General features: G+C 54.4%; 28 protein-coding genes and 2 tRNA genes. 16 read left to right on the forward strand and 14 right to left on the reverse strand.

Features of this window, described 5'->3' with window-relative positions; genetic code table 11:
• Both E8D52_05965 and E8D52_05970 read left to right on the forward strand, forming a co-directional pair.
• A partial coding sequence (locus E8D52_05965; protein TKB69417.1) for a plasmid pRiA4b ORF-3 family protein occupies window positions 1-584 on the forward strand: 584 nt, incomplete at its 5' end.
• 25 nt (window positions 585-609) lie between these two features.
• Window positions 610-828, forward strand: coding sequence for a hypothetical protein (locus E8D52_05970; protein TKB69418.1), 219 nt, complete (start codon window positions 610-612; stop codon window positions 826-828).
• Between the two features lie 130 nt (window positions 829-958).
• Here E8D52_05970 and E8D52_05975 read toward each other — a convergent pair whose 3' ends face one another.
• On the reverse strand, window positions 959-2,287 hold the full coding sequence (locus tag E8D52_05975) for a pentapeptide repeat-containing protein (protein TKB68554.1): 1,329 nt from the start codon (window positions 2,285-2,287) through the stop codon (window positions 959-961).
• A 349-nt stretch (window positions 2,288-2,636) separates the two neighbouring features.
• On the opposite strand from E8D52_05975, the gene E8D52_05980 reads away from it, so the two are divergent.
• The 9 genes from E8D52_05980 (at window position 2,637) to E8D52_06020 (ending at window position 7,428) form a co-directional block, all read left to right on the forward strand.
• Entirely contained in the window at window positions 2,637-3,047 is a 411-nt protein-coding gene (locus E8D52_05980) for a hypothetical protein (protein ID TKB68555.1), read from the forward strand.
• A 92-nt stretch (window positions 3,048-3,139) separates the two neighbouring features.
• Window positions 3,140-3,322: a hypothetical protein gene (locus E8D52_05985; protein TKB68556.1), complete on the forward strand. Its 183-nt coding sequence runs from the start codon at window positions 3,140-3,142 to the stop codon at window positions 3,320-3,322.
• Entirely contained in the window at window positions 3,319-3,843 is a 525-nt protein-coding gene (locus tag E8D52_05990) for a hypothetical protein (GenBank protein TKB68557.1), read from the forward strand. Before E8D52_05985 ends, E8D52_05990 begins: the two co-directional genes overlap by 4 nt.
• Before the next feature lies 1 nt (window position 3,844).
• Window positions 3,845-5,071, forward strand: coding sequence for a DUF3631 domain-containing protein (locus E8D52_05995; GenBank protein ID TKB69419.1), 1,227 nt, complete (start codon window positions 3,845-3,847; stop codon window positions 5,069-5,071).
• Complete coding sequence (locus tag E8D52_06000) at window positions 5,061-5,453, forward strand: hypothetical protein (GenBank protein TKB68558.1); 393 nt, start codon at window positions 5,061-5,063, stop codon at window positions 5,451-5,453. Before E8D52_05995 ends, E8D52_06000 begins: the two co-directional genes overlap by 11 nt.
• Complete coding sequence (locus E8D52_06005) at window positions 5,450-5,635, forward strand: hypothetical protein (GenBank protein ID TKB68559.1); 186 nt, start codon at window positions 5,450-5,452, stop codon at window positions 5,633-5,635. The genes E8D52_06000 and E8D52_06005 overlap by 4 nt, the downstream gene beginning before the upstream one ends.
• Window positions 5,632-5,964, forward strand: coding sequence for a hypothetical protein (locus tag E8D52_06010; protein TKB68560.1), 333 nt, complete (start codon window positions 5,632-5,634; stop codon window positions 5,962-5,964). The genes E8D52_06005 and E8D52_06010 overlap by 4 nt, the downstream gene beginning before the upstream one ends.
• 42 nt (window positions 5,965-6,006) lie before the next feature.
• Window positions 6,007-6,189: a CopG family transcriptional regulator gene (locus E8D52_06015; protein ID TKB68561.1), complete on the forward strand. Its 183-nt coding sequence runs from the start codon at window positions 6,007-6,009 to the stop codon at window positions 6,187-6,189.
• 3 nt (window positions 6,190-6,192) lie between these two features.
• The gene (locus E8D52_06020) at window positions 6,193-7,428 is read left to right on the forward strand and encodes a site-specific integrase (GenBank protein ID TKB68562.1); all 1,236 of its coding nucleotides are present in this window, start codon (window positions 6,193-6,195) and stop codon (window positions 7,426-7,428) included.
• A gap of 70 nt (window positions 7,429-7,498) precedes the next feature.
• Here E8D52_06020 and E8D52_06025 read toward each other — a convergent pair.
• Window positions 7,499-7,574, reverse strand: a tRNA-Lys gene (locus E8D52_06025).
• A 117-nt stretch (window positions 7,575-7,691) separates the two neighbouring features.
• A complete protein-coding gene (locus E8D52_06030) occupies window positions 7,692-9,008 on the reverse strand; it encodes an adenylosuccinate synthase (GenBank protein ID TKB68563.1) in 1,317 nt (438 codons plus the stop codon).
• Between the two features lie 270 nt (window positions 9,009-9,278).
• Between E8D52_06030 and E8D52_06035 the strand changes: the two genes are divergently transcribed.
• Window positions 9,279-9,354: transfer RNA gene (locus E8D52_06035), tRNA-Ala, on the forward strand.
• A gap of 195 nt (window positions 9,355-9,549) precedes the next feature.
• On the forward strand, window positions 9,550-11,391 hold the full coding sequence (locus E8D52_06040) for an ATP-binding cassette domain-containing protein (protein TKB68564.1): 1,842 nt from the start codon (window positions 9,550-9,552) through the stop codon (window positions 11,389-11,391).
• Window positions 11,392-11,460: 69 nt separating this feature from the next.
• Here the strand turns inward: E8D52_06040 and E8D52_06045 are convergent, their stop codons facing one another.
• Both E8D52_06045 and E8D52_06050 read right to left on the reverse strand, forming a co-directional pair.
• Complete coding sequence (locus tag E8D52_06045; GenBank protein ID TKB68565.1) at window positions 11,461-11,820, reverse strand: hypothetical protein; 360 nt, start codon at window positions 11,818-11,820, stop codon at window positions 11,461-11,463.
• An 83-nt stretch (window positions 11,821-11,903) separates the two neighbouring features.
• Entirely contained in the window at window positions 11,904-13,199 is a 1,296-nt protein-coding gene (locus tag E8D52_06050) for a replication-associated recombination protein A (GenBank protein ID TKB68566.1), read from the reverse strand.
• An 80-nt stretch (window positions 13,200-13,279) separates the two neighbouring features.
• Here E8D52_06050 and E8D52_06055 point away from each other — a divergent pair, with 80 nt between their 5' ends.
• Window positions 13,280-14,062, forward strand: a complete 783-nt coding sequence (locus tag E8D52_06055) for an alpha/beta fold hydrolase (GenBank protein TKB68567.1) — start codon at window positions 13,280-13,282, stop codon at window positions 14,060-14,062.
• 36 nt (window positions 14,063-14,098) lie between these two features.
• Here the strand turns inward: E8D52_06055 and folE are convergent, their stop codons facing one another.
• The 9 genes from folE to E8D52_06100 all read right to left on the reverse strand — a co-directional run bounded on the left by folE (window position 14,099) and on the right by E8D52_06100 (window position 22,894).
• On the reverse strand, window positions 14,099-14,641 hold the full coding sequence (folE, locus tag E8D52_06060; protein ID TKB69420.1) for a GTP cyclohydrolase I FolE: 543 nt from the start codon (window positions 14,639-14,641) through the stop codon (window positions 14,099-14,101).
• Between the two features lie 122 nt (window positions 14,642-14,763).
• Window positions 14,764-15,168, reverse strand: coding sequence for a 6-carboxytetrahydropterin synthase (locus E8D52_06065; protein TKB68568.1), 405 nt, complete (start codon window positions 15,166-15,168; stop codon window positions 14,764-14,766).
• 102 nt (window positions 15,169-15,270) lie between these two features.
• Entirely contained in the window at window positions 15,271-15,591 is a 321-nt protein-coding gene (gene erpA / locus E8D52_06070) for an iron-sulfur cluster insertion protein ErpA (protein ID TKB68569.1), read from the reverse strand.
• Between the two features lie 76 nt (window positions 15,592-15,667).
• The gene (locus E8D52_06075; protein TKB68570.1) at window positions 15,668-16,003 is read right to left on the reverse strand and encodes a (2Fe-2S)-binding protein; all 336 of its coding nucleotides are present in this window, start codon (window positions 16,001-16,003) and stop codon (window positions 15,668-15,670) included.
• Window positions 16,004-16,011: 8 nt separating this feature from the next.
• Window positions 16,012-17,316 carry an NADH-quinone oxidoreductase subunit NuoF gene (gene nuoF / locus E8D52_06080; protein TKB68571.1) on the reverse strand — a complete coding sequence of 435 codons (1,305 nt, stop codon included), beginning with the start codon at window positions 17,314-17,316 and terminating at the stop codon, window positions 16,012-16,014.
• 215 nt (window positions 17,317-17,531) lie between these two features.
• Window positions 17,532-18,089, reverse strand: a complete 558-nt coding sequence (locus tag E8D52_06085) for a hypothetical protein (GenBank protein TKB69421.1) — start codon at window positions 18,087-18,089, stop codon at window positions 17,532-17,534.
• 170 nt (window positions 18,090-18,259) lie between these two features.
• Complete coding sequence (gene mdh, locus E8D52_06090) at window positions 18,260-19,198, reverse strand: malate dehydrogenase (GenBank protein TKB69422.1); 939 nt, start codon at window positions 19,196-19,198, stop codon at window positions 18,260-18,262.
• Between the two features lie 95 nt (window positions 19,199-19,293).
• Window positions 19,294-19,698, reverse strand: a complete 405-nt coding sequence (locus E8D52_06095) for a hypothetical protein (protein ID TKB68572.1) — start codon at window positions 19,696-19,698, stop codon at window positions 19,294-19,296.
• Between the two features lie 13 nt (window positions 19,699-19,711).
• Window positions 19,712-22,894: a VWA domain-containing protein gene (locus E8D52_06100; GenBank protein TKB68573.1), complete on the reverse strand. Its 3,183-nt coding sequence runs from the start codon at window positions 22,892-22,894 to the stop codon at window positions 19,712-19,714.
• Between E8D52_06100 and E8D52_06105 the strand changes: the two genes are divergently transcribed.
• A complete protein-coding gene (locus tag E8D52_06105) occupies window positions 22,811-23,251 on the forward strand; it encodes a ferredoxin:thioredoxin reductase (protein ID TKB68574.1) in 441 nt (146 codons plus the stop codon). The two genes, E8D52_06100 and E8D52_06105, sit on opposite strands and share 84 nt — an antisense overlap.
• A 62-nt stretch (window positions 23,252-23,313) precedes the next feature.
• On the forward strand, window positions 23,314-23,865 hold the full coding sequence (locus tag E8D52_06110; GenBank protein ID TKB68575.1) for a hypothetical protein: 552 nt from the start codon (window positions 23,314-23,316) through the stop codon (window positions 23,863-23,865).
• Window positions 23,866-23,884 lie beyond the last annotated feature (19 nt).

Raw genomic sequence — 23,884 nt, forward strand, 5'->3', positions numbered from 1 at the left:
CTCTCCTCCAGTTCAAGATCACGTTAACCGGGATCCGTCCGCCGATCTGGAGGCGCGTGCTGGTGTCGGAGGGATTGGCTTTGTCCGGGTTGCACGACATCATCCAGGAGGTGATGGGGTGGACGAACTCGCATTTACACGATTTTCATTGGCGTGAAGACCGGTTTGGTGTGCCAGATCCCGAGTTTGACGAGGAGCGGGTGGTCGATGAGCGCACGGTGACGCTCAAGGAGCTGGGTCTGTCCGTTAAGGACAGGCTGGAATACATGTATGACTTCGGGGATGGGTGGGACCATGTACTGATGGTGGAACAGGTTCTGGCGGACGGGAAGCACCAGACGCCGGTCTGCCTGAACGGCGCCCGATCCTGCCCTCCCGAAGATTGTGGAGGGGCCTGGGGATACGAGAACCTTCTGGAGATCCTCAAGGACCCGACACACAAGGAGTATGAGGAATGGAGGACCTGGCTCCCCGAGGACTTCGACCCCGAACGGTTTGATCTCGCGGAGGTCAACAGCGGGTTGTCGGTGAGACAGTGGACCATCGCTCCTCCCTCCAGGAAGGGACGGAGGAAGAAGGTGTGAGCGGTTCGCTCAGACAACAGGGACCATCAGAAAGCGCTATTCCCTAAAGGCTGCATACCCAACATTTGACATTATCTCGTTGTCGCTTCTCTTTTATAACTGCCTCAGCTCCCCAGGAAAGGGATTCAAACCTCTCGTGGAGGAGTTTGCCTTATTAAAGACGGTGGAAGACAACCATCTTCTAGATCCCTCTCATCGGAAGTTTTACAACCAAGCAGCCTTCGGCCAACCCTCAGATAGCTAGGTGAGCAGTGGATGACAGTTGTCCCAAACGCGAACGCATGTCTTTCGAAGAGTTGGCCATTTCCAACATGTGGGAGATGGTTACTATTCAAGAGAGAGCGAGGGATACTGAGAGGTAGGTTATGAAACACTCACTCAAACGGAGTTCCAAAATACGTCAGGAGCCAGAGTGCAAACAGATAAACGCTAAGAATGGATTGTATTCCTGAAAAAGTGCGGATCAGCCCCTTTGCCCGTAACTCGTAGTTGTCAAATTGCAATCTGGAAATCCATGAGCCGAAATTAAAGTCTCGCCACCCGATACGGAATGCAGACAACAAACTAAAATAAAAGCTCCAACAAAAAACCCAAAAGTATTGTCCGCCATCCTCTCCCAAGCCTTCTGTTATACTTGATCGCCTATTGGCAATGTCATCAAGGCATTCAGTAGGCCATACTTTCCATAAGTCGCTTGGAAGAAAACTCTGCAGGAGACACAGGTAATAGAAGACGCTCCAAATTGGAACTAGCATTAACAATAGAACGATGCTACCCATGGGATTTGCCCCATAATCTGTTATCCAGCCTCCCAAAATATATGTTTGAAGAAATTGCTCATAGGGTGTGTCATTCGCCATTGCGAACTTTCTCAACGCTGCCGTTAATGCTTTCTGTTCGTTGCGCAGTCCAGACTCCTTCGCTAGGTTTCGTAGTTTCACCAGGTTTTTAGGGTTTAAGAAAACTATAGTGGATAGACCTTCTGAACCCATTATCAGAGATTCACTAACATTCCTGGGCTCGAATTCGGCGCGAAAGAATTTGACTCTTGTCAATATTGATCTTTCGAGGTCGATACCTCTTAGATCTGCTGTTGTAAAGTTCACGTCAATAAAGACGGTATCCGAGGTCTTGGATGCTTGTAACTTTGCGTCACTTAAGTCTCCACCTAGCAGGCTCGTATGTCTCAAATCCGCAAATTCCAGGTTGGCCTTGTGAAAATTAGTGCCAAATAAATTACCATTAATCTTCGCCCCCTGTAGCTTCGCGTCGTCGAAAATGGATTCGTGAAGGTCAGCTTCCTCTAAGTTGGCGCCAGTCAGATTGACTCTGGAAAAATCCGACCAGGTCAAATCGGCACCTGTGAGAACAGCGCCTTTGAATATTCCTGCTGGCGAGGTCGATAGGTCAGCACCACACAAATTTGCCTTTCTGTTGTCTTGGTAGGCCTCTTTAGTCATTCTTAATGCTTTGGTCGAGTAGGTTTGAAGCCACTGTGAGTGCTTTTCAAGGACCTGCTTGATTTCTCTCTCGGAAAGTTTAGCACCACCCCTATATTGACCATCGCATACTAGACGAAAGGGGTGCCCCCTCAATAGCTCAGTTCTTGATCTTGGCCACAAGTCGGTAATCAATGCGATAGCCTGAATTAAAACTAGGCTGATAAGGACTCCAAAAACTATCTTGTGGTTACGTGTGATCATCTACACTTTGCATTTCTTCGATGATTACCCTTAAACTGTACGAAGTGTCATAACGGCTAACCATCCGATGACTGCCCCTCGATAGGAAGATTCTGGAATGGATGAGGAGCGTGGCGCCCAAGGATACCCAGAATTAATTCTAAAATCGAGAAGGTTACTGAACAGTTACCGTGACGCGCATTCTCTCCCACTGACTCGCCATCCTTCGCCAGCTTTTCCCGTTGTCATATTCCTGTGAACTTAGCTACGATCCAGCGGGAGCAAATGGTTGAGTTGATCCCTCAATCGGCGAACATAGCCTGATGTTCGTGCTCCCATCTTTCTTCTCAGGCGGCCAGCAGGCGGGCATGTGCCGAAACGCAAGAAGAAACCAGTCAATGACGCCAAGAGGGCCGGGCAGCCCTCCATATTTCAGCATGCCTGGGTAGCGTGGACACGAGGAGACCGAAACCCGCTGCGTCAAATCCTGGATTTACACGAGAATCAGATTCCGCCTCAGCTCTATGACATTCTGTATGCCATTGTGGAACATGCCTCAATGCCCACGCAGCCCATGGCCAAAAGAAAGCCAGGCCGCCCGAAAGTATCCACGCGCTACCATTCCGATACTCAAAGAGACGAGATCGTCAGAACTGTGGCCTGGCTCCGTAAGATCAAACCGAGCATGACAGTGACCCGCGCGAGAGAAGTCGTTGCTGATCGCTATGGAATCAGCACCAGTCTGGTCGAAAAGTATTGCCTCGCCCTCAGGAAATCCTGACGCCCACTAACGTCTCGTAACTCTTGTCCACACACAAAACTCAATAATTCATTGAGTGGGAACTTGTATAGACACCTTATACAAGTAGGGCCATGCCAACACCCACGGATCGTCCACTCCCGGTTGTCTTGCCGGTCCGGCTCTCCAAAGATCAATACAAGGAACTGGCCGCTCTTGCCGCACTCGATCAGCGCACGCGGTGTTCGATGGTCAGAAAACTAATCACCGAGGCCGCTCGACACCTGAACCAAGAGCCGCCGAAGGGGGCCGTATGACTCAGGTGCTATCTCACATTCTTGAAGCAACGAAGGCATGCCTCTATGGTCCTGATCGTTGGATGGGGCATTGCTTGTCGCACGGTTCCCGGAAGCATCGAGACCTGTCCATTCGCAGAACAGATGATCGGATCTTGCTCTACGACTTTGCGGGTTGCTCTCTTCCTGAAATTTGTTCGGCACTGGGCATCCATCAACGGGACCTGTTCCTTGATGCCTCATTCCCTCGTAGCTCCCGCCCGATCCTGAAACTGAAACGTCCTGATCGTGTCGCCAGCGCCTTTCTTTTTGAACTAGGGGCCCTGGATAGACGCCTACGAGCGGATCGGATTTTGGAAGCCGCTCAGAAGCTTGATGCGGCCACGATGTCCCATGCGCAACTGGATCGCGCTCTTGGGTACGTGGCCCAGGCCTACGCCGACATTGAGCGAGCGGAAATGTTGGAGCATGTGGCCGATACCTTGCGTGAACGCGACTATGCCGAAGGGATGGACCGTGAGCAATCAAGACGCATTGCTTGAGATGGAACAGGCGGCCAAGAGTCCGTTAGGACCTGAAGAGCCGAGCATCCTCGATGAGGTGTACGCCTTTCTCGGTCAATTTGTCGCCTATCCATCTGACGCCGCTCACGTAGCTCATACGCTCTGGGTCGTGCATACCCATCTGATGGATAAGTGGGATTCAACACCACGAATCGCCTTCCTCTCCCCTGAGCCCGGCTCAGGAAAAACACGGGCCTTGGAAACCACTGAAACGCTCGTCCCTCGCCCTATCGAGGCGATCAATGCAACACCCGCCTACATGTTCAGGAAAATTTCCGACCCCGCAGGTCTCCCTACGGTGCTGTACGACGAAATTGATACCCTCTTTGGTCCGCGAGCGAAGGAGAACGAAGAACTGCGGGGCGTGATTAACGCGGGGCATCGACCTGGGGCTCAGGCGGGGAGATGCGTGGTTAAAGGGAAACAGGTGGAAACAGAAGAGCTGCCTGCCTATTGCGCCGTGGCGATGGCAGGCCTTGGCAACCTGCCTGATTCGATTCTCAGTCGATCGGTCATTATCCGTATGCGACGGCGGGCACCCAACGAACAGGTGTCACCGTATCGGCGGAAGGTCCATGGGAAACAAGGAAGCATCATCCGAAACAAACTTGAGGCTTGGGCCAATGACATCAAAAAGACCATCGAGACGAGCCCCCAACTACCGGAAGGCATTGTTGATCGTAATGCTGATGTGTGGGAGGCCCTGATTGCGGTTGCTGATGCGGTGGGCGGTGCCTGGCCTGAACGTGCCCGCGCATCGGCTGTTTCCCTTGTTTCGGCTTCCGCAGATGACAGGGGGAGCCTTGGACTACGACTCCTGACGGATCTCCGTACAGTGTTCGGCGATAAAAAGACGCTCTTCACGGTGGATCTTCTGACCGCTCTTCACTCCCTAGAGGAAAGTCCATGGGGTGATCTGAAAGGGCGGCCCTTAGACCCCCATCGGCTCTCAACTCTACTCAAACCCTATGGGGTGAAATCTAAGCAAGTCAGGATTGGAGAGAAGAGTCAAAAAGGCTATAGCCTCGACGATCTGGCGGACGCGTGGATTCGCTATCTTTGCTCGAAGCCCTCTCTGTCACCCCCCGAAGGCGAAACACGCGAAACACAAGAAACCCCTCAGGAGCCAGAGGGTGGCGTCCCGGTAGGCAGCACCCACGGCCAGGCAAAGGCCGAAACCGAGGAGGTGATCGACCTTGTTGATTGAAGCCTCCATTCCGCTCCGTGTCCGGCTACGGTCTGGCGAAGTCCGCTTGCGACCAGGGCACCCCGTCCGGTTTCACGATGCCGACGGGCGGAAGTTACTCGCCCGTGCGCCTGGGAAGGTCCATTGCGTGATGCCTGAGCCGCCCCTTCGGTCTGGATGGTTCGTCGCATACCGGAATCAGCGCAACCGACTGCATGACGGCACGGTGAGCCGCTGTGACTGGATCGGGACGGGCTGGACAATCCATCTCACGAGCGGTACGGCCATTCCCTTTATGTGGGTGACGAGCGTGAGCAAGACCGATGCAGCGGGCAAGGTCATTGCCGCCTGGTTGACCAGTCGGCACGGGTTTGACGGCGAACGGGAGAGGGGAAAGCCATGAATCTGTGGAAGCAACGACGCCTGTTCGTCTGTACCGGCTGTGGGGAAAAGCTGCTTCATGATGCGATGTACCTGCACAGCTTGTTCACCTGTCCTCAGCGACCACGGACGCCGAAACAGATCCTAGAACACTTCTTACTAACTGGCCGGACGTATTGCCCCACCCCGGAGCGGACGCAATGATGAACGGCAAGCCGGTAGAAGTTCCCACTGTGGAACAGCTATTTGCCGACCCGTCCAAGGTCCAAGATCTTCCCGTTACCGTGGTTCAGCATCTCCTGATCCAAGTGACTGCATTACTCCCGCTGTTGGTGGCTAAGTCTCAAAGTGCCGCTGAAAAGAGCCAGGAGGACCGACTCCTTACCATCGAGGAAGCCGCCTTGGTTTTGGGCATGACCAGAGATCGACTGTACCGAACGGATTACCCCTTCACGATCCGAGACGGCGGCTTACTTCGGTTTTCTAACAATCGCATTCAATCTTGGATTCGCTCTCGATTGCGCCAGGGATAGGACCTTGCACAATAATACATGCATACGGTATTATGTATTCCCATGAGCCCTAGAGGAAAAAAAAGAACCGAAAAAGAGATCGTCAAGACGACGGTTGAGCTACCACATGACCTCTGGCGGACCGTGAAGGTCCGGGCAATGGACGAAGGGACAGACCTCCGAGGCATTATTGTTCTTGCGCTGCAACAATATCTTGCTAAGAAGGGCGCGAGACGGGAGGAGTAACACATGTCTGACCATGATTCGAGAGAGCAAGCCAAACGTGAGTACCAACAGGCACTAGAGAAACTTGCCAAAGTCTTCCCGGAAGCCGCAGTGGGCTTGCCTGGGCCTCAACCGACTTCCCCCAGTGGCAACCCCACCACGGCGAAACGGCGCGGACAAGGGCGCGTGTTTCGTCGTGGAACGAAATACTGGATTGCGTATTACGCGAAGCGAGCAGGTCGCAGTGTGGAGATTCGAGAGCCTGGCGGTCAGACCGAGAAAGAGGCACGCAAGAAACTCACATTTCGATTGAAACAAGTCGGGGCACACGATCTCGGCTACGAAGTGCTCAAAGGCCCCCAATCCGAGAAGATCACGATTGAAGACCTGCTCGACCGTTTAGAGAGAAAGTATGAAGAGCTGGGGAAAGAGCGCCGACGAACGCACTCGCACATGACACACCTGAGAGACTTTTTCGGTGTTGAGCGGGCGATGTCTGTGGCGGAAGGAGGGCGGATCTCAGACTACATTCGCTTCCGACAGAGAGAACATGCCTCTCCAGGAACCATTAACCGAGAACTCAGAATTCTCAGACGAGCCTACCATGTGGGAGTAGGTGAGAAACGCCTCAATCGATCTTCAGTTCCGACGTTTGAGTTACTGCCTGAACACAATATCCGTGAAGGGTTCGTGGAGAAGGGAGCCTTTGAGGCGATTCTCTCCAATCTCAAAGATCCCGATGTTCGGGATGTGGTGAACTGGGGGTTCTGGTCAGGAATGAGAAAGGGCGAAATCACTAAGCTGCCCTGGTCGTCATTCGATAAGGAAACGTGGACGATTACCTTGCCCGGTAGAATTACGAAGAACGGAACGCCCCGCAAGCTCGCGCTCGTTGGGACCTATCGCGAGATTATTAAGCGCCGACTCAACGCCCGTGTGATCGGCTGTGATCTCATCTTTCATCGCAACGGGAAGCCGCTCGGTTCTTTTCGGAAGGCATGGGCGAATGCCTGTAAGAAGGCCGGTGTCGCCAGCCTTCTGTTTCACGATCTGCGACGATCGGCGATCAGAAATATGGTAAGAGCTGGTGTTGAACGAACCGTGGCACGGACTATTTCCGGTCATAAGACCGAGGCAATTTTCTCCAGATATGACATCACGAGCGAGGAGGACCTGAAAGACGCGGCTCTCAAGACAGAGGCCTACGTCTCAGCTCTCCCCTCGAAATCGAAGATCACGCCCTTGGATCAGGTTGGTTGAGAACACGGACAAAACACGGACAATTTTGATGATTGGCGAAGTGATGCCATGACGAACCTACTGAATTTAATGGTGAGCCGGCTGGGACTCGAACCCAGGGCCCTCGCCTTAAAAGGGCGATGCTCTACCGACTGAGCTACCGGCTCACAAGAGTGATATGGATACTGGCACTACCGTCGTTTGTACATTCGTTCCAACACTGCGACGGACCAACACTGGCCCATCCTAACATTCCTGGCTGACTGATGACCATTGACTAATTTTCAGGAGCGTTTGGAGCGGCGGCGAGAGCAATCCAAGGGATTCCGCAGCATGATCGTTTCGGCACGCTTGGATCCGGTCGAGATCATGTCGATTCGGCACTGTGCCAACTCTTCGATGCGGGCAAGGTATCGTTTCGCTTCGACCGGGAGTCGCTTATAGCTGGTCGCCCCCGTCGTCGCAGCAGTCCACCCTTTCATCCGTTGATAGATCGGCTCGCAACCGGTCAACACGTCCAGATCGGCTGGCATATCTTTATGGATGGTGTTCCCATGCCTGTAGCCGGTACAGAGTTTCAACTCCTTGCAGCCATCGAGCACATCGAGCTTGGTCACGGCCAGGGAGGATAATCCGTTGACTTGTGTCGCATGGCGGACAACGACCGCATCGAACCAGCCACATCTTCTGGCACGCCCCGTAGTCGAACCGAACTCCTTTCCACGTTCTTGTAACCCCTGTCCAACCTCGTCGGTCAGCTCAGTTGGAAAGGGGCCACTGCCCACCCTCGTGGTGTAGACCTTCGCAATGCCCATGACCGCGTCAATCATTGTCGGACCCACGCCAGTTCCCGTGCAAGCGCCACCTGCCGCTGAACTGGACGAAGTGACGTAAGGATAGGTGCCGAAATCCACATCCAGATGGGTACCTTGCGCCCCTTCAAACAAGACGGTCTTGTTCTTCCCGATCGCGCGATTGAGCAACGTGGTTGTATCGACAATATAACTCCTGAGTCGATCGGCATACGCCATATATTGGTTGAAGACTTTGTCGACTTGAAATGTCTCGACTTTGTAGAGTCGCTCTAAAAACCAGTTCATCTCGACAAGATTCTCTTCGAGTTTTTTCTTGAACAATGGTGGGTTCAGCAGATCCCCCATAAGAATTCCGATCCGCGCCATCTTGTCAGCGTACGAGGGTCCAATCCCACGTCCGGTCGTGCCGATTTTCCGTGACCCTTTGGACTGTTCTGACGCGCGATCGATTGCTTTATGGTAGGGCAAGATGACGTGAGCCCGCTGACTAATGACGAAATTCTTCCCGAACTTCACACCCTGACCTTGTAGGTGATCCATCTCCTCGATCAGAGAACTAGGATCAACGACCACGCCGTTGCCGATCGCACACAACGTGCCACGATACAGAATCCCTGAAGGGATGAGATGGAAAACAAATGTTCCACGATCGTTGATGACCGTGTGTCCAGCGTTGGAACCGCCTTGGTAACGCACGACGATATCGGCGTTTTGGGCTAAGATATCGACGATCTTGCCCTTGCCCTCATCGCCCCACTGAGCACCAATAATGACGAGATTGCCCATAGTTAAAGATATCCGCAGCCGGAGTTGACACGAAAAAATGGCTCTGACCAGATTGGGAGATCAGAGCCAAGGGGCCTCATGGTAGGTGCAGCCTATTCTTTTGTCAAGATGGTCGTTGCGATACTTTGCATTCAAACCTTTTTACAAGATCATGACACGGTGATGCAACCACAGGTCGGTTGACTGGCTCTAAGCTGCGTGTTAGCATACGAAGAATTGTTTCAACGCCTCAATTTCCATAGTAATTTCGATCTCTAAATCTCCCAGAGTGGGGCTGTAGCGCAGTTGGGAGCGCGCGTGAATGGCATTCACGAGGTCGCCGGTTCAATCCCGGCCAGCTCCACCAAACATCACTGCCCATGCGCCGGTGGTCGTGATCTCCACACTATGCTTACTACCACTCGACTATCGAGCTTGCTGAGACCGTCGCTGCAGTTCATCAACTTCAAGCTCTCTCGTCTTCCAACCTCCTAGCTGCTCACGTCAACACGGTCGGTCTACCTGATCCATCCATTTATGTTCACACGGAAGGTTTGTGCCCATGCTTCAAATTGAATCCGTCAGCAAACAATACTCTACCAAAGTGCTGCTCGCTGAAGCCTCCGCACATCTTCGCCCAAGTTCACGAGTTGGCTTGGTCGGACCGAACGGCGCTGGGAAAACGACGCTCTTTCGCATGGTCCTTGGTGAAGAGTCACCGGACGAAGGCTCGGTCCGCAAGCGGCCTCGCCTTCGGATCGGCTACCTCCCACAGGAACTGGAAACGATTACGGGTAAGACGGTCCTCGATGCTACACATCGCGATGAGTACCCTGAGCACGAGGCAGAGCGCATCCTAATGGGCTTGGGGTTTACGGAGGTTGATTTTAATCGCCCCGTCGAGAAACTGTCTGGAGGCTATCGAATGCGGGTCGCGTTGGGACATCTGCTCTTGTCCAATCCCGACGTGCTCATGCTGGACGAACCAACCAACCATTTGGACAAGCCGACTCAGCGCTGGTTCGAGCAGTTTTTGTTGCAATCCGGTATGACGCTGCTGATCATTAGCCACGACACGGCGTTTTTAGATCGCGTCGTCACGCACGTCTGGGAACTCCGGCACCATAAGATTGAGGAGTACCGTGGCAACTATTCGCTCTTCTGCAAACTGAAAGCCGAAAAGGATGCTCAACTCCAGGCCTCTGCGGCTCGCCAATCCAAAGAGGTCGCTCGGGTTCAACAATTTGTTGATCGCTTCCGGTATCAGGCCAACAAGGCCAGCCAAGTCCAATCACGCATCAAGCAGCTCGATAAGGTCAAACGGATCGAAATACAGCGAGATCCGAAGCGCGTGAAGTTCCGGTTTCCGCTTCCGTCAAGCAGCGGACGCCAGGTATTGGACCTCGCTGGAGCCAGTAAGCGCTACGGTGAAAAGGTCGTCTACAAAACCCTCGACTTTTCCGTTGAGCGTGGCCAACGTATCGCCCTGGTCGGTGAGAACGGAGCCGGAAAGAGTACCCTCTTGAAGATGCTCGCCGGCGTTCTCCCTTCCGATACCGGTACCAGAACCGTCGGACACGGCGTGACAGTGCACTACTTCGCCCAGCATCAGGCGGAAACCTTGAACCCTGAGCACTCGATTCTTGAGTCGCTGGAAGAAGTCACCAGCCATGCTGAAATGAATTTTCTGCGCGGCATCGCCGGCGCCTTCTTGTTTTCCGGCGACGATCAGAAAAAACTGATCAAGGCATTGAGCGGTGGTGAGCGAAACCGCGTGGCCTTAGCCCGCATGCTGGTCGAGCCCGCCAATACCTTGCTGCTCGATGAGCCGACGAACCATCTGGACCCAGCCTCTGTGGATATGCTCACAGACGCATTGGCTCAATTCCCCGGGACCATCATCTTCATTTCCCATGACCCAACATTTTTGGCACGCATCGCCACCCGGGTCGTTGAGATTGAAGAGGGACAGGCGCGGAACTTCATCGGTGACTACGAGTATTATTTATGGAAGAAGGCCCAAGAGTTTGAGTCCATTAAAGGAACGAGCGAAGAGCTCGAACGAGCATCGCCTCGCTCCTCTTCAGGCCCTACTCGGGCAATGGAACAGCAAGTACAGACCAAAGGGCGCGGTGGAGAGCGCCGTGATCTCACCAAGACGCAGACGCGATTGGAGAAACAAGTATCACGCGCCGAAACAGAGATTAGCGAGGCGGAAGAAAAGATCAAGGCCCGCGAGGCTGAATTGGCTGATCCGAAGCTCTATGAACAGTTCGACCGGTGGAACCTGCTGCACCACGAACAGGCGGAGTGGAAGGGCGAGCTTGCGCGACTGACTACCCGATGGGAATCCCTGTCGGCTGAACTTGAGAATGTGAAGCAACAGCTCGTGTCGATGGGTTAGTACAGCTCATCCACACCGTAGATTTGGTGTGCTGACTGTCGATGGCTCACGACGTTGAGGACAAGAATCTCAGACGGAGGATTTCAGCGTTTCTTCCAGATAGTAATACAGCCAACGGTTCTTCTCTTTCGTCACCAATTCATCCCAGACGACGCCAATCAAGAATCCTTTCTTTTCCCAGGGCCTGACCCAGGCGACAGTCCCATCGAGTCTTTCCTGTTGTTCAACTCGATCAGAATCGAGGAAGGCAAGCGAGACCGTCACTTTCTCGTTTGATGGGAATCGATCTTTGATGTGAAGTCCGGCCCCGATCTTGTTGACATTATCCAGGACTGCAGTACAGGCACGCCCACCTTTCTTCGGCGATACCAAGGCAGAACCGACCAAAGTGGCTCGGACAAGCTTCCTCCGCTCACTCAGTGCAACCACGCTGGCCGATGGTCTTCCTTCCCCTCGCTTCATTGCTCTAAGTATAACCGATTAGACAAGAATGTAAACCAGGACAATCGGCCCTACTTTAGAGGCTTTGGGCGGTAGTACCGTCGATCTTTGAGTGGTAGTGGGAGGTGGGTTTGTTCCGTTTTCGCTGACGGGTCGTCGTGGACATAGCGGTAGTCGGCTCCATAGCCTAGATCTCTCATCAGAGAAGTTACCGCGTTCCGGAGATGGAGCGGGACCCCCAGATTGCCGTAGGTTTTGGCATCCTTGAGCGCTTCCAATAGACCGACGTAAGACGCATTGTCTTTGGGCCGCGAAGCCAAGTAGGTGGTCCCTTGTGCCAGGTTGATCTGCGCCTCGGGAAGCCCAACGAACTGGACAGCTTGTGCCACCGATGTGGCAATGAGAAGGGCGAGGGGATCAGCATTGCCGATATCCTCCGAGGCAAAGATCACCATACGTCGAGCGATGAATTTTGGATCTTCGCCGGCATCCAGCATCCTGGCCAACCAGTACAGCGCCCCATTTGGATCAGAATCTCGCAGGCATTTAATGTAAGCCGAAATGACGTTGTAGTGTTCTTCGCCTGACTTATCGTAGCGCAGGGTCTTGGTGCCCAGTGCCGCTTCCAATATCGCGTCATCAATCACGCGCGCGTCATCTGGTCCTGCCGGCGCTTGCGTCACCACAAATTCCAACGATGTGAGCAGCGCCCTCGCATCGCCATTGCCGAACGAAATCATTCGTTGGCGTGCCTCCGGTAAGAAGCGCGCTTCCCATTTCCCCAGCCCGAATTCAACATCGGCAAGCGCGCGATCAAGAATCTGACCTAACGCGTCCTCGGTAAGCGGTTTGAGCACGACGACCAGCGAACGGGACAAGAGTGGGCTGATCACTTCGAAGGAAGGATTCTCCGTGGTCGCGCCGACGAGAATGATAGTGCCTCGCTCGACATGCGGAAGAAATGCGTCTTGCTGTGCCTTGTTGAAGCGATGAATTTCATCGACGAATAAGATGGTCCGCTGCCCATTGATCCCTCGGCGTTGGTCAGCTGCCTTGATGATCGTGCGCAACTCAGGCACGCCGCTGGTCACGGCCGAAAATGGAATAAACTGCGCCTTCGTATGGCGGGCAATCAGATGGGCCAGCGTTGTCTTCCCAGAACCGGGCGGCCCCCAAAAAATTACGGACGAGAGCTGGTCGGCCTCGATGGCCCGCCGAAGCGGCCGATCTGATGCCGTGATGTCGTCTTGTCCCACGAAATCCGCAAACACACGTGGCCGCATGCGCTCGGCAAGCGGAGCCTCGACGGTGTCTTCACGATCTGGAGGCGTGAATAAATCAGGAGCCGGATCACGAGAACGAGTCATGTTCCTCCTCAGTAAAGAGCAGGAATTGTATACGCCGTGCTGGATGATCGCAAATGGCCTCTTGACCCTGCAGGCAGCCGATGGTACGAACACCGCAACTTACGGAGCGCACCGTGCACACCCAGGTCAACGGTATTACCCTTGCTTATAACGATCGGGGCTCTGGCCTTTCCATCGTCTTTTGCCATGCTTTTCCGCTTAACCGAACGATGTGGGCTGAGCAGGAGAAAGCGTTTTCGTCACAGTTTCGAGTCGTGACGATTGACTTGCGCGGGCATGGAGAATCCGACGCGCCACTCTGGCGGTATACACTAGACCAAGCCGCCGATGATGTGATCGGGGTGCTTGATCACCTCTCGATCCGGGAGGCGGTTTTCGTCGGACTGTCCATGGGCGGCTATATCCTATTTGCTCTCTACCGAAAGTATGCAGATCGCGTAAAAGGCTTGGTACTTGCTGATACAAGAGCGCAGGCTGCCTATCAAAAGGGACCACCGGCCATGGCCGACATTATGATCCCAAAATTGCTGAGCCCCGCGACGATCCAGACGAAGCCGGAGCTCGTCCGACACGTACGTGCAATGATCGAAGGCAATCAGATCAGCGGCATCGCGGGAGACTTGATGGCAATGGCTGAACGACCTGATTCCGTCACGCTCTTGAAACACATCACGTGTCCCACCCAGATCATCGTCGGTGAACTGGACCTTCCCACTCCACCGTCCGACGCCAAACTCATGGCGGATCAGATTCCCAATGCCCGCTTGACCATCATTCCGGCCGCCGCCCATCTTTCGAACCTGGAAAAGCCGGACATCTTCAACGATGCTGTACGCGAGTTTATTGGAAATGAGACGAGATAACTGCGGTCGGCAATGAGGAAGGCGTATATCCTGGGATCAGTCCGGATCGCCGACACTGCCGCGGCGAATCAATTTCAGAAATTCCACGCGAGTCTGTGCTTGACTGCGAAATACTCCTAACATGGAGCTGGTGACGGCGAGCGTGTTCTGTTTTTCCACCCCGCGCATCATCATGCAGAGGTGGCGTGCTTCGACAACGACTCCGACCCCATGAGCGTTTAGCTTGGTGCTGATGGTTTCGGCGATCTGCACAGTCAACCGTTCTTGAACTTGCAGACGCCTCGCGAAGGTATCGACAATCCGCGGAATCTTGCTCAAACCCACGACTTTCTTATTGGGTAGGTACCCGACATGGACCCGTCCAAAAAATGGCAGTAAGTGATGCTCGCACATGCTGAAGAAATCGATATCCTTGACGATGACCATCTCGTCGTATTCGATCGGAAAGAGCGCACCGTTCAACAGATGGTCGATGTCACGCTGATAGCCCTGCGTCATAAACGCCAATGCTTTGGCCACACGTTCGGGCGTTTTCAGCAAACCGTTGCGTCCCGGTCTTTCCCCCAGGGCGAGCAGCATTTCGGTGACCAGCGACTGGAGTACCGGTAAGTCCGCCGGCTTCCCGCTCCCGCTGGTATCCTCAACTGGTTCTCGTCCTTTGTCTTTCTTCCGTTGTTTCCTCACTCCGTTCCCTCGTCGTTTCAGGCGACGCCCGCATACTCGAAGTAGTTGTCTCTCGTCTCGATAACACCTACTTTATGCAGACACCCCGCAGGCAATTGGGGCGCCAAAATGTCCCAGATCAATTTGACGATGTTCTCCCCGGTGGTCGTGAGTCCTGCCAGCGCCGGGTCGCTATTGAGGTCACGATGATCGAACCGATCAACAATCCTCTCGTTCACCAGCTGGTCAAGGTCGTTTAGGTCCCACGTCTCTTGTGCTCCTCCGGTTTTGATCGTAACCAGCACGACGTAATTGTGCCCATGACCATTCGGATTATTACACTTTCCGAACGCAGCCCAATTCTCCTCATGCGAGAGCTGATCAGTGTGAAGCCTGTGGGCGGCGCAAAATCGATAGCGCCTCGTTACCTGTACCTGCGACATTCCAGCATGTGTCTCTGGTGAACGGCATAAATAGCAAGGACCGCTCGGGGTACGAGCGGTCCTTGCTGAAAGGTCCAATGCTCGGCATTCTCACGAGGACGCTTATGCGCTAAACGAGCTGCCGCAGCCGCACGTCGTTTTGGCCTGAGGATTCTTGATCGAAAAGCCAGAACCCTGCACGCTGTCCACATAGTCCACTTCGGCACCTTGAAGCATCGGCGCGCTCTGAGAATCCATAATGACCTTCACGTCACCCATCTCGATGACGGTGTCATCCTCGGCCATCTTGGACTCGAAGGCCATGCCGTACTGGTAGCCATTGCACCCACCACCACGGACATACACCCGCAGTCCAACGACGTCCTTCTCTTCGGTCATCAGCTCCCGTATCTTCTGTTCCGCAACCTTTGTAATCGTAACCATTGGCTTCCTCCTCTATAGATCGATCTAGCTCACCACCGTGAGCTAGTGTGATAGTCTAACACCTCTTGCTCGAATATCAACCCCATGCTTCGGACGCGGCTATTTTTGGATTCTCCCATTTGGCTTCCGGCACACGCACCACAACATCCCCCAAGACACGTGCTTGGCAGGCCAGGCGATGCCATGGCTGCGTCAACGCTTCCCGATCCAGTAGGTCCTGCTCGTCGAAATCGATCTCCGAGAGATGCTCCTGCCCCATCTGGACCTCCACTCGGCAGGTTGTGCAGGAGGCATTTCCTCCACAGTCGTAGCTCAATCGAAACCCCACTTCTTTCGCGGCCTGGAGAAGTGAAATGTTCTCTTCTACATCTCCGCTTCGTCCGTCTGAATGAAGAAACGTCACCCGCGGCATGACCCCTCCTAGGAATGCACAGCAATCCCGGCTGGTACTTCTTGATAAGGACACCGTTGCAACCGAATATGCTCTTCATACTCGTGACGGAACAGCTTCAAACTACTTTGCACCAAGACGGAGGCTCCGGTCACGAGCGTGCAGTACCCAGTCCCTTTCACAAAGCCACAGAGCTGCAACATACTATCGAGATCCTTTTGCGTACCCTGTCCCGCTTCAATTTTCGTCATCAGCGCGGCTAAGTTTATGGTTCCCATCCGACAGGGAGGACATTGGCCACAACTCTCGTTCTTGAAAAAGTTTGAAAAGTGCAGCGTCTTAGCCACCATGCAGGTCGCATCATCGACAACAATGACACCCGCCGATCCTAACCCCGTACCAGCCTTTTTCAACGAATCGAAATCCATAGGCATATCGAGCTGATCCGCTGTTACCATGGAAAACGCTGGGCCACCCGGAAACACGGCTTTGATCTTGCGGCCGTTTGGCACTCCACCGCCGCATTGTTCAATCAGATCTCGAATCGTCACGCCCATTGGCATCTCGTACACACCTGGTCGATTGATCGATCCACTCAGCGAGAACATCATGGTCCCTGGACATTTCTCCGTCCCGACCTGCGTAAACCACGAGGCACCCTTATGGAGAATACGAGGGATGTTGCAGAGCGTCTCCACGTTATTGACCAGAGTCGGCTTGCCATAGAGGCCGAAATCGGTCGGATAGAATGGGGGCTTCTGTCGCGGCATTGCCGGACGACCCTGCATCGACTCGAGCATAGCTGTCTCTTCGCCGGCGACGTAGCTTCCATGGCCGTCAAAAATCTCCAGCTCAATGTCGATCCCGCTGCCAAGCACATTCTTCCCGATAAACCCACGCTCTCGTGCTTGGGTGATGGCCTTCTTCAGATTCTGCTGTTCTTCGTGATATTCATGATTGATATAGATGAAGGACGCCTTCGCATTGACCGTGTGGGACGCGATCAGACAGCCTTCGATCAACTGATGCGGCAGCGTTTTCAGTAAGTGGCGATCTTTGAACGTACCCGGCTCGTGCTCCCCAGCATTACACACGAAATACCGTTCAGGGACTCGATGGTTCAGCACCTTGTCCCATTTGATTCCCGTTGGAAATCCTGCACCACCTCGCCCCCGCAGACCGGCTTTTTTGAGCTCGTCAATGACTTGAGTGGCCTTCAATTCTTTGACACAGCGCTTCCAGGCCTCATAGCCACCAACTTTGAGATACCCCTCAATTTCCCAAGGGGCCCCTTCCATCTGTTGAACAAGGCGTGGTTCTACGAACGTAGGCATAGCGATACGTCAGTGACTCTTAAAGGTTGAGGCTGTACTATACGGCTCTACCTCTTCATCCGTCAAGGCAACGAACCGAAATGGGCCTGAATCTCAATCAGTTAGGACTAGGAGACCTACTCAGAGGCTGGGTATAGAGGGGCAGAAGAAATAAGGCCGTGATGCAAAACATGGCCGGTAGGGCAATCCCCACCGGCCAAAGAAAGGTACGAGTGCTATCTGAAATGGCTTCCAGCTCCCATGAAAAACAGCATGGGAATCGAGAGCATAAAATTCACGCGAGAAGCTAGCAAGGCGGTCCGTCCCCATTGCGCCATCTCAGGTGGCGCGGGAGTCCCCTGCGCGGCCGCAGTGACGGCGGCAATGATCTTTTTCTGGTTTGGCCAGATAATGCCGTGGACGTTGCCCATCATGATGATACCGAGCAACCCACCGATTGCCAGGGCCACGGCACCGGTCCCGCCCTTGTGGTACATGTGACCATACAGCAACACCCCTGCCACCACGGTGACAGTGGCTCCATGCCGGAACCAATTGAGGGCAGCCGGCATCAACTTCGGGATCACGACATTCTTAGTCGGCCCATCTAGGCTTTTCAAGAACGAGGCATTGATCAAGTTGAAGAAATACAAGAGCCCGATCCAAGTGATCCCAGCCAGGAAGTGCACCCAGCGAAGGATCATCTGGCCCCAGTCGCCTTCACCCGCACTAATGCCGGTTAAACCCAAATATATCCCTACCAATACGATGGTGAGAACAAATCCCACTCCCATCGTCTGCATCGGACTTTCAAGAAATTTCATTGCTCTCTCCTCTGAACGGTTAACTGTCTAACCTATTGTCTGTACTGCAGTGTTTCTTCGAATGTCAAGCGCACGAATGACCTTCGTCGGCACGACGCCGGCCGCCCAGAGGCACGTGAGATGATCGTAAAGGAGGTTCCTTAGGCCATCAGCCGATCCACGGTACGACAGAGTTCCCGCACCGCGTTGGCCGACGTGTCCAACGCCGCCCGCTCATCACTCGTCAGTTCATACTCCAGAATCTGCTCGGCCCCGCCTCGGCCGATCTTCACTGGCACGCCGACGACGACGTCCTTCAGTCCGTACTCCCCATCACACAAGACCGCGCAAGGCATGACCTGCTTCTCGTCTTTCTGTATCGATTCAACCATCGCCACCGCCGAAGCGGATGGAGCATAGAAAGCACTGCCCGTTTTCAAGAGACCGACGATTTCAGCTCCACCATCCCGTGTTCGTTTGACGATGGCGTCGAGTTTCTCTTTCGACATCAGTTCCGACACCGGCCTGCCCCTCACAGTGGTATAGCGCGGCAGCGGCACCATTGTATCGCCGTGTCCGCCCAACACCATGGCCTGGACCTCCGTAGCCGGTACGTTGAGTTCAGCAGCAATGAAGGTCCGCATTCTCGCCGAGTCCAACACACCCGCCATGCCGATGATTCTCGATTTCGGCAAACCACTGACGGAACGCGCCACATGGACCATGGCGTCCAAGGGGTTGGTCACAAGGATCAGGATAATATCCGGAGAGCGAGAGACTAATTCCGAGACAACAGATTTGACGATTTTCGCATTCGTCGCCAACAACTCGTCGCGACTCATGCCCGGCTTTCTCGGCATGCCAGACGTGATCACGGCGATCGATGATCCCGCGGTTTCCGTATAGGCATTGGTGCCGACCACCTGCGTGCTGTACCCACAGACTGGCCCCGCCTGTGAAATATCGAGCGCCTTGCCCTGTGGAACCCCTTGGGCAATATCGACCAAGACCACGTCGTAGAGATTCTTCTCAGCCAACCGCTGCGCCGTCGTTCCCCCGACGTTCCCCGCACCAACTACCGTCACTTTCGTCCGTTCCATCATCACCTCATATCAAGTATCGAGGACTGAGAGCCGAGGACTAAGCCGTTTGAGTTTGGCGTCTCAGCCCTCAGCACTTCGTCCTCAGTCCTAGCTTAATGTCCATGCTCCGTCCAGCCCGCAACTTTAAAGTTGATCGTGCAGATGAAATTATCTTCGTCATAGAAATTGACCTTGATCTTCTTCTTGCCGAATGTTGTTGCCAGAAACTCTTCCGGATTGTCGACCAGTGCCTGAAAGCCACCCGGAGGATACTCAGCCAAGTCATGAAAGACCACGATCATCCCTTCCTTGACTTCCTGCAGCACCTTCACTCGGCAACGAGGATAGACGTCCCAGAACTTGGCTTCGATCATCTCCTTCGTCGGCTCCGCACGATCTTCGCCGGGCTTCACCACCTGTCCAAACTTGGCTAAGCGACGGACATAGGGATACTGATGCCCCGTGAAGAGCTTATACACCCAGGGGGGAACCGTCGGCTTTTCTGTCGAGTTGGTCATACGCTTGATGGAGTTAGGCTGTCAATTGCCTGTAAATGAGCGGTAGCTTGGTTGGAAGGGCTTCGACACTATGAATGACGCAGTACCGCGCCTCTGCATACATGCGATGCAGATAGGTCTCCGCTTCCCGGTCGATCGTGACGCAAAAGGTCTCGACTCCCCGTTGTCGTGCCTCCCGGAGTGCCGCTTTCGTATCTTCCAACGAGTATTCATCCTTGTACTGATCATCCAATGGTCTTCCGTCGCTCAACAGCACGAGGACGCGGTTCTTCGCTTCCCGCGCCACCAGCTTCGCCGTGGCATGCCGGATCGCCGCCCCGTCTCGATTCTGATGACGAGGAGCCAATCCACCAAGCCGATGAGCCGTTGCCGCCCCGAGTCGGTCGTCGAAGTCTTTGATCGTGAGAAACTCGACCCTCCCTCGTCCTTGGCCCGAGTAGGCATAAAGTCCATACTGATCACCAACGGCATCCAGCGCTTCACACAGGAGTACCAGACCTTCCTTCTCAATGTCGATCACCCGCCGACCGGTTCCGAGGTCTCGGCTGGTTGATCCACTGATATCAATGAGGAACACTACTGCTACGTCGCGCTCTCGCTTTTCCCGTCGGATGTAGAGCCGATCGTCGCCTTCCATGCCTGCCCGCTGTTCCCCTGCTCGTCGGACCACGGCATCGAGATCCACCTCTTCCCCATCAGGTTGCCCCGCCATGCGGCGGAAGGCTGGAGGACGCAAGCCTTCAAAAAATCGGCGCAGCGACTTGACGGTACTCTGCTGGGAAACCAACGTCTCCGTGACGAAGTCGTCGGACCCGGAGTCCGCTGGCCGTTCCACCACACGACACCAATTCATCCGGTAATCCTCAATCCGATAGTCCCATTCAGGGTAGAGAATGGCTCGTTCGCCATGAGCCATTTTTTCCTGTATCTCTTGGGCATCGACCTCAAGGGTCAGGCATTCTTCAACAACCGACGGCAATGATCGCCCTTCGCGTAACATGTCTTGGCTTCCGGATTCGTGGTCCCCGTTCCGCACCTTTTCTTCCAGCGAACGGTCCGATTCTGTTGGAGGCTTGTGTTGCTGGTCCAACTGTTCCTGACTCCACGTGATGAACTCCGGATTCATCTCACCGCGATAGACCACATCAGTCACTGCGCGGTATTGGTCGCCTGGCTGCTCCGGTTTTGCCTGTCCCGCTTCCGCATCCTTCGGCTCCTCCTCGCGTTTCTCTGCCAGTATCATCTCACCGCGAGCCGCCAGCAGCTCTTCCATACGAAGGTAGACCGCATCGACGACACGAACTACTTCCTCAGCTGTCGATGTGGTTTTGAGAATGGAGTCGCACATGCTCCAAAGGAGCGTCACTTCTTCTTTGACGGACTTGGGAATCGCAGAATCCGCCGATTCACCGGTGGAGAGTCTCAAGAGACCGTCAACAACCAACTCCTGTACCGTCAACCCCTGAGCCGGATCACGTGGGGCAATGGATTCCTCTGCCAATCGAGCGAGATCACACCGAAGTCCTGGGTACTCGGTTTGCAGCAAGAATTCGATCCGCATATCTTCCAGCACGATCCAGAGATCTCGCACCAGGGCGGGGTTCGGATAGAGCTGAAACAGAGCAGCCAGCGTATCGGGTCGCACTGCATTGGTTCGACCATAACGCTGTGGCACGGTTTCAACCAAATCAGCCAGGGATTCGAGCCTGAGTCGATACGTGCCGAATTCCAAGTGCCCAGCTTCATGAGCCGCCATCACGAGATAGAGACGCTCGTTTTCCGCAGCCGTCGGATACCGACGGAGTAGCGCCGGCAACGAAATGGTACTCCCGTCTCCGCTGACCGTCGCACGGGCTGGGGACGTCACAGAATCAGGAATCGCCGTCACGGCGACATCGGTTCCACAGAGTCCCTGGACGAACAGTTTCACTCGTCGCGCGACCTGCCGAAACGGCACCCCACTCAAGGCGAGTTCGACCGAAACCAGTGCCTTTCTGGACTCCATCGAAAAATAGGCACGTGCGCCGTCTGGGCTGTAGGCCGCGACTTCCATCCCAGCCTTAAACCAATTCTCAAATCTCGTGAACGCGTCGGGTCCATGTCCGATGAGTTGGACAAGTTCGGGGGCACGACGCAGGTACTCGAGTGTCACGTCAGCATGCCTTTCAGCAAGCAACGCGCCGTACCGCAAGAGCCGGATGCGCCATTCCAGTGACGGCAACATTCCCAAGAGGTCGGGTGATTCTGCGAGCCACGTCATGCTCGACTCGGGAGAATGTTCAGCTAACACAAGGCACAGGGACACGACCTTTTCTCGAATGGCCGGGTGTTCGATGTTTCGAAGAATGGCCGGGCTGGTTCTGAGATACTCCATGGTCGCCACGTAGTCTGGCTTCCCGAGGCTATTCGGTATAATCAATTTCATGCCCAAGGTGGCCCAATCCCTCACACTTTCCAAAGGCAGCACAGGGGCCAGCTTGGAGATCTGTCGGATGAACTCAAGGCCGACGACGACATTGATCTCGGTCAGTTCAATACCGATATCGAGCCATGAGCGCAATTGGTTCGGGGCGACGGTGCTTAGAATCTGCGGGGCACATCGAATGTATTCAAGCGCGACATTGGCATCCTGCTCAGCGATTTCCAGACCGATTGTCAGAACCTCGGTGCGTGCATCGACTGGTTCAATCAGCCCGAGAACCATGGGACTATCCTTGAAATATTTGAGGGCAGATGCGCCTGAGGATTGTGTCAGGACAACACCCAGATCAAGCCAGAGTAGCGTGTGCGCGAGACCAGCCCGCTGGTCAAGCTCAGGCAATGCGGCTAGTGCCGCAGTGGCAGATTTCTCAGACAACTCTTGGAGTTCATCGAGCAAGGTGAGCGCCTGTGCCGCGGCATCCGGTTTACCAGTGGCCTGTGGCAAACGGGTCACCAGCGGCTCTGCAACCGCCAGACTCAACTCGCCGACCAACCGCTGCAGCAAGATCTGTTGACTCGACATATCTGTCATGACTTGGTATGAAATCAGCTGAAGGGACGGATTGTAAAGCAGTGAATTACCCTTGTAAACTAGCGGTTCTTCCCATCGTCGCTCGAGAGGAGAAGGTCCATGGCTGAGCCGACACAGGAAAGTCTCGAGAAGATACGAAAGTTCATACAAGGGTTTGCCGAGAAAAGCGGAACCATGATGCATCCCAACCCTGCCGTGACGGAGGCGGTGGTGAAGGGATTAGCGTCTCATATCGACGAACTCGGGAAACCGCTCTGCCCCTGTAACTTTTATAAGGACAAAGAAGCTGAAGCCAAGCTCAGACGGTGGATCTGCGCGTGCGATGAGATGCAAATCTATAAGTACTGTCACTGCCTCCTGTTCGTTCGCGAAGACGGGATGCCCATTACAGAATATCTACCGGAAGGCCATGAAGGCCGAGAAGTGTATGGTCTGGTCATCGATCCAACTCCTGACAAGGGTCGCGCCCTCAAGCACAAAGCCGTCCAGGCTCCAACCGAACCAGACGAATCCGCCACAGCCTCAGCTCTCTCGACATGACCTGGCGTGACAGACGACTCACGTGCTGGTTCATCTGTCTATTGCTGATCTGCAGCGTCCACGTGGCGCCAGCACAGGCAGTGGTGTCGGGCTCATCGAACCCACCAACCTTCAACGAGAAAGAGCTTTTCGCCTACAGGGCAAAAGGCCGGGGAAGTGCCGCCGGACAGATATTCTTGCGGGCATCCTCTGGAAAAGCCGTGACTCAGGCGGGGGCCTCGATCTACCTGATTCCAATGGCTTCCTCTACTCGCTATTGGTTCGACAAACATGTGCGAGAGAACTCGTGCCCATCAAAGAGCGGAGCATCGTCCCCAGAAAGTCCTGTACCTCATGGGTCGCCTGTGGAATGCCTTCGTGAGGTGATGGCCCAACTGCTGACCGATAAGAAACTGATTCCCTATCTTCGCACGACGAGAGCCAATCCAACCGGTCATTTTTGGTTCACGAAAGTTCCTGCCGGCCGCTATTATGTCGTCAGCCTTCTTGAGGGAAGCGGTGGCGCCCACCAGGATGAACGAGCGGTCGGAATCGCCTGGCTGACCATCGACCTCGATGTTGACGAAAAAGCAACCAACCTGGTGGTCACGGACTGCAAAAGCGTTCTCTGTTGATCTACACCAGCATCATTTG

It is taken from the genome of Nitrospira sp. (genome assembly GCA_005116745.1).
In the GTDB taxonomy this organism is placed as follows: domain Bacteria; phylum Nitrospirota; class Nitrospiria; order Nitrospirales; family Nitrospiraceae; genus Nitrospira_D.

Bases quoted from the DNA above. Each gene is read 5' to 3' on its own strand.
- E8D52_05990 (TKB68557.1), top strand. From the start codon at position 3,319: ATGACTCAGGTGCTATCTCACATTCTTGAAGCAACGAAGGCATGCCTC.
- folE (TKB69420.1), bottom strand. From the start codon at position 14,641: ATGCTGCTCGCCCTGGGGGAAAGACCGGGACGCAACGGTTTGCTGAAA.
- E8D52_06005 (TKB68559.1), top strand. From the start codon at position 5,450: ATGAATCTGTGGAAGCAACGACGCCTGTTCGTCTGTACCGGCTGTGGG.
- E8D52_06065 (TKB68568.1), bottom strand. From the start codon at position 15,168: ATGTCGCAGGTACAGGTAACGAGGCGCTATCGATTTTGCGCCGCCCAC.
- E8D52_06100 (TKB68573.1), bottom strand. From the start codon at position 22,894: ATGCATCATGGTTCCGCTTTTCTCGGCAAACCCTTGTATGAACTTTCG.
- mdh (TKB69422.1), bottom strand. From the start codon at position 19,198: ATGGAACGGACGAAAGTGACGGTAGTTGGTGCGGGGAACGTCGGGGGA.
- E8D52_06095 (TKB68572.1), bottom strand. From the start codon at position 19,698: ATGACCAACTCGACAGAAAAGCCGACGGTTCCCCCCTGGGTGTATAAG.
- E8D52_06105 (TKB68574.1), top strand. From the start codon at position 22,811: ATGGCTGAGCCGACACAGGAAAGTCTCGAGAAGATACGAAAGTTCATA.
- E8D52_06015 (TKB68561.1), top strand. From the start codon at position 6,007: ATGAGCCCTAGAGGAAAAAAAAGAACCGAAAAAGAGATCGTCAAGACG.
- E8D52_06050 (TKB68566.1), bottom strand. From the start codon at position 13,199: ATGACTCGTTCTCGTGATCCGGCTCCTGATTTATTCACGCCTCCAGAT.
- E8D52_06085 (TKB69421.1), bottom strand. From the start codon at position 18,089: ATGGGAGTGGGATTTGTTCTCACCATCGTATTGGTAGGGATATATTTG.
- E8D52_05985 (TKB68556.1), top strand. From the start codon at position 3,140: ATGCCAACACCCACGGATCGTCCACTCCCGGTTGTCTTGCCGGTCCGG.
- E8D52_05995 (TKB69419.1), top strand. From the start codon at position 3,845: ATGGAACAGGCGGCCAAGAGTCCGTTAGGACCTGAAGAGCCGAGCATC.
- E8D52_06010 (TKB68560.1), top strand. From the start codon at position 5,632: ATGATGAACGGCAAGCCGGTAGAAGTTCCCACTGTGGAACAGCTATTT.
- E8D52_06055 (TKB68567.1), top strand. From the start codon at position 13,280: ATGGTACGAACACCGCAACTTACGGAGCGCACCGTGCACACCCAGGTC.
- nuoF (TKB68571.1), bottom strand. From the start codon at position 17,316: ATGCCTACGTTCGTAGAACCACGCCTTGTTCAACAGATGGAAGGGGCC.
- E8D52_06075 (TKB68570.1), bottom strand. From the start codon at position 16,003: ATGCCGCGGGTGACGTTTCTTCATTCAGACGGACGAAGCGGAGATGTA.
- E8D52_06040 (TKB68564.1), top strand. From the start codon at position 9,550: ATGCTTCAAATTGAATCCGTCAGCAAACAATACTCTACCAAAGTGCTG.
- erpA (TKB68569.1), bottom strand. From the start codon at position 15,591: ATGGTTACGATTACAAAGGTTGCGGAACAGAAGATACGGGAGCTGATG.
- E8D52_06020 (TKB68562.1), top strand. From the start codon at position 6,193: ATGTCTGACCATGATTCGAGAGAGCAAGCCAAACGTGAGTACCAACAG.
- E8D52_06030 (TKB68563.1), bottom strand. From the start codon at position 9,008: ATGGGCAATCTCGTCATTATTGGTGCTCAGTGGGGCGATGAGGGCAAG.
- E8D52_05975 (TKB68554.1), bottom strand. From the start codon at position 2,287: ATGATCACACGTAACCACAAGATAGTTTTTGGAGTCCTTATCAGCCTA.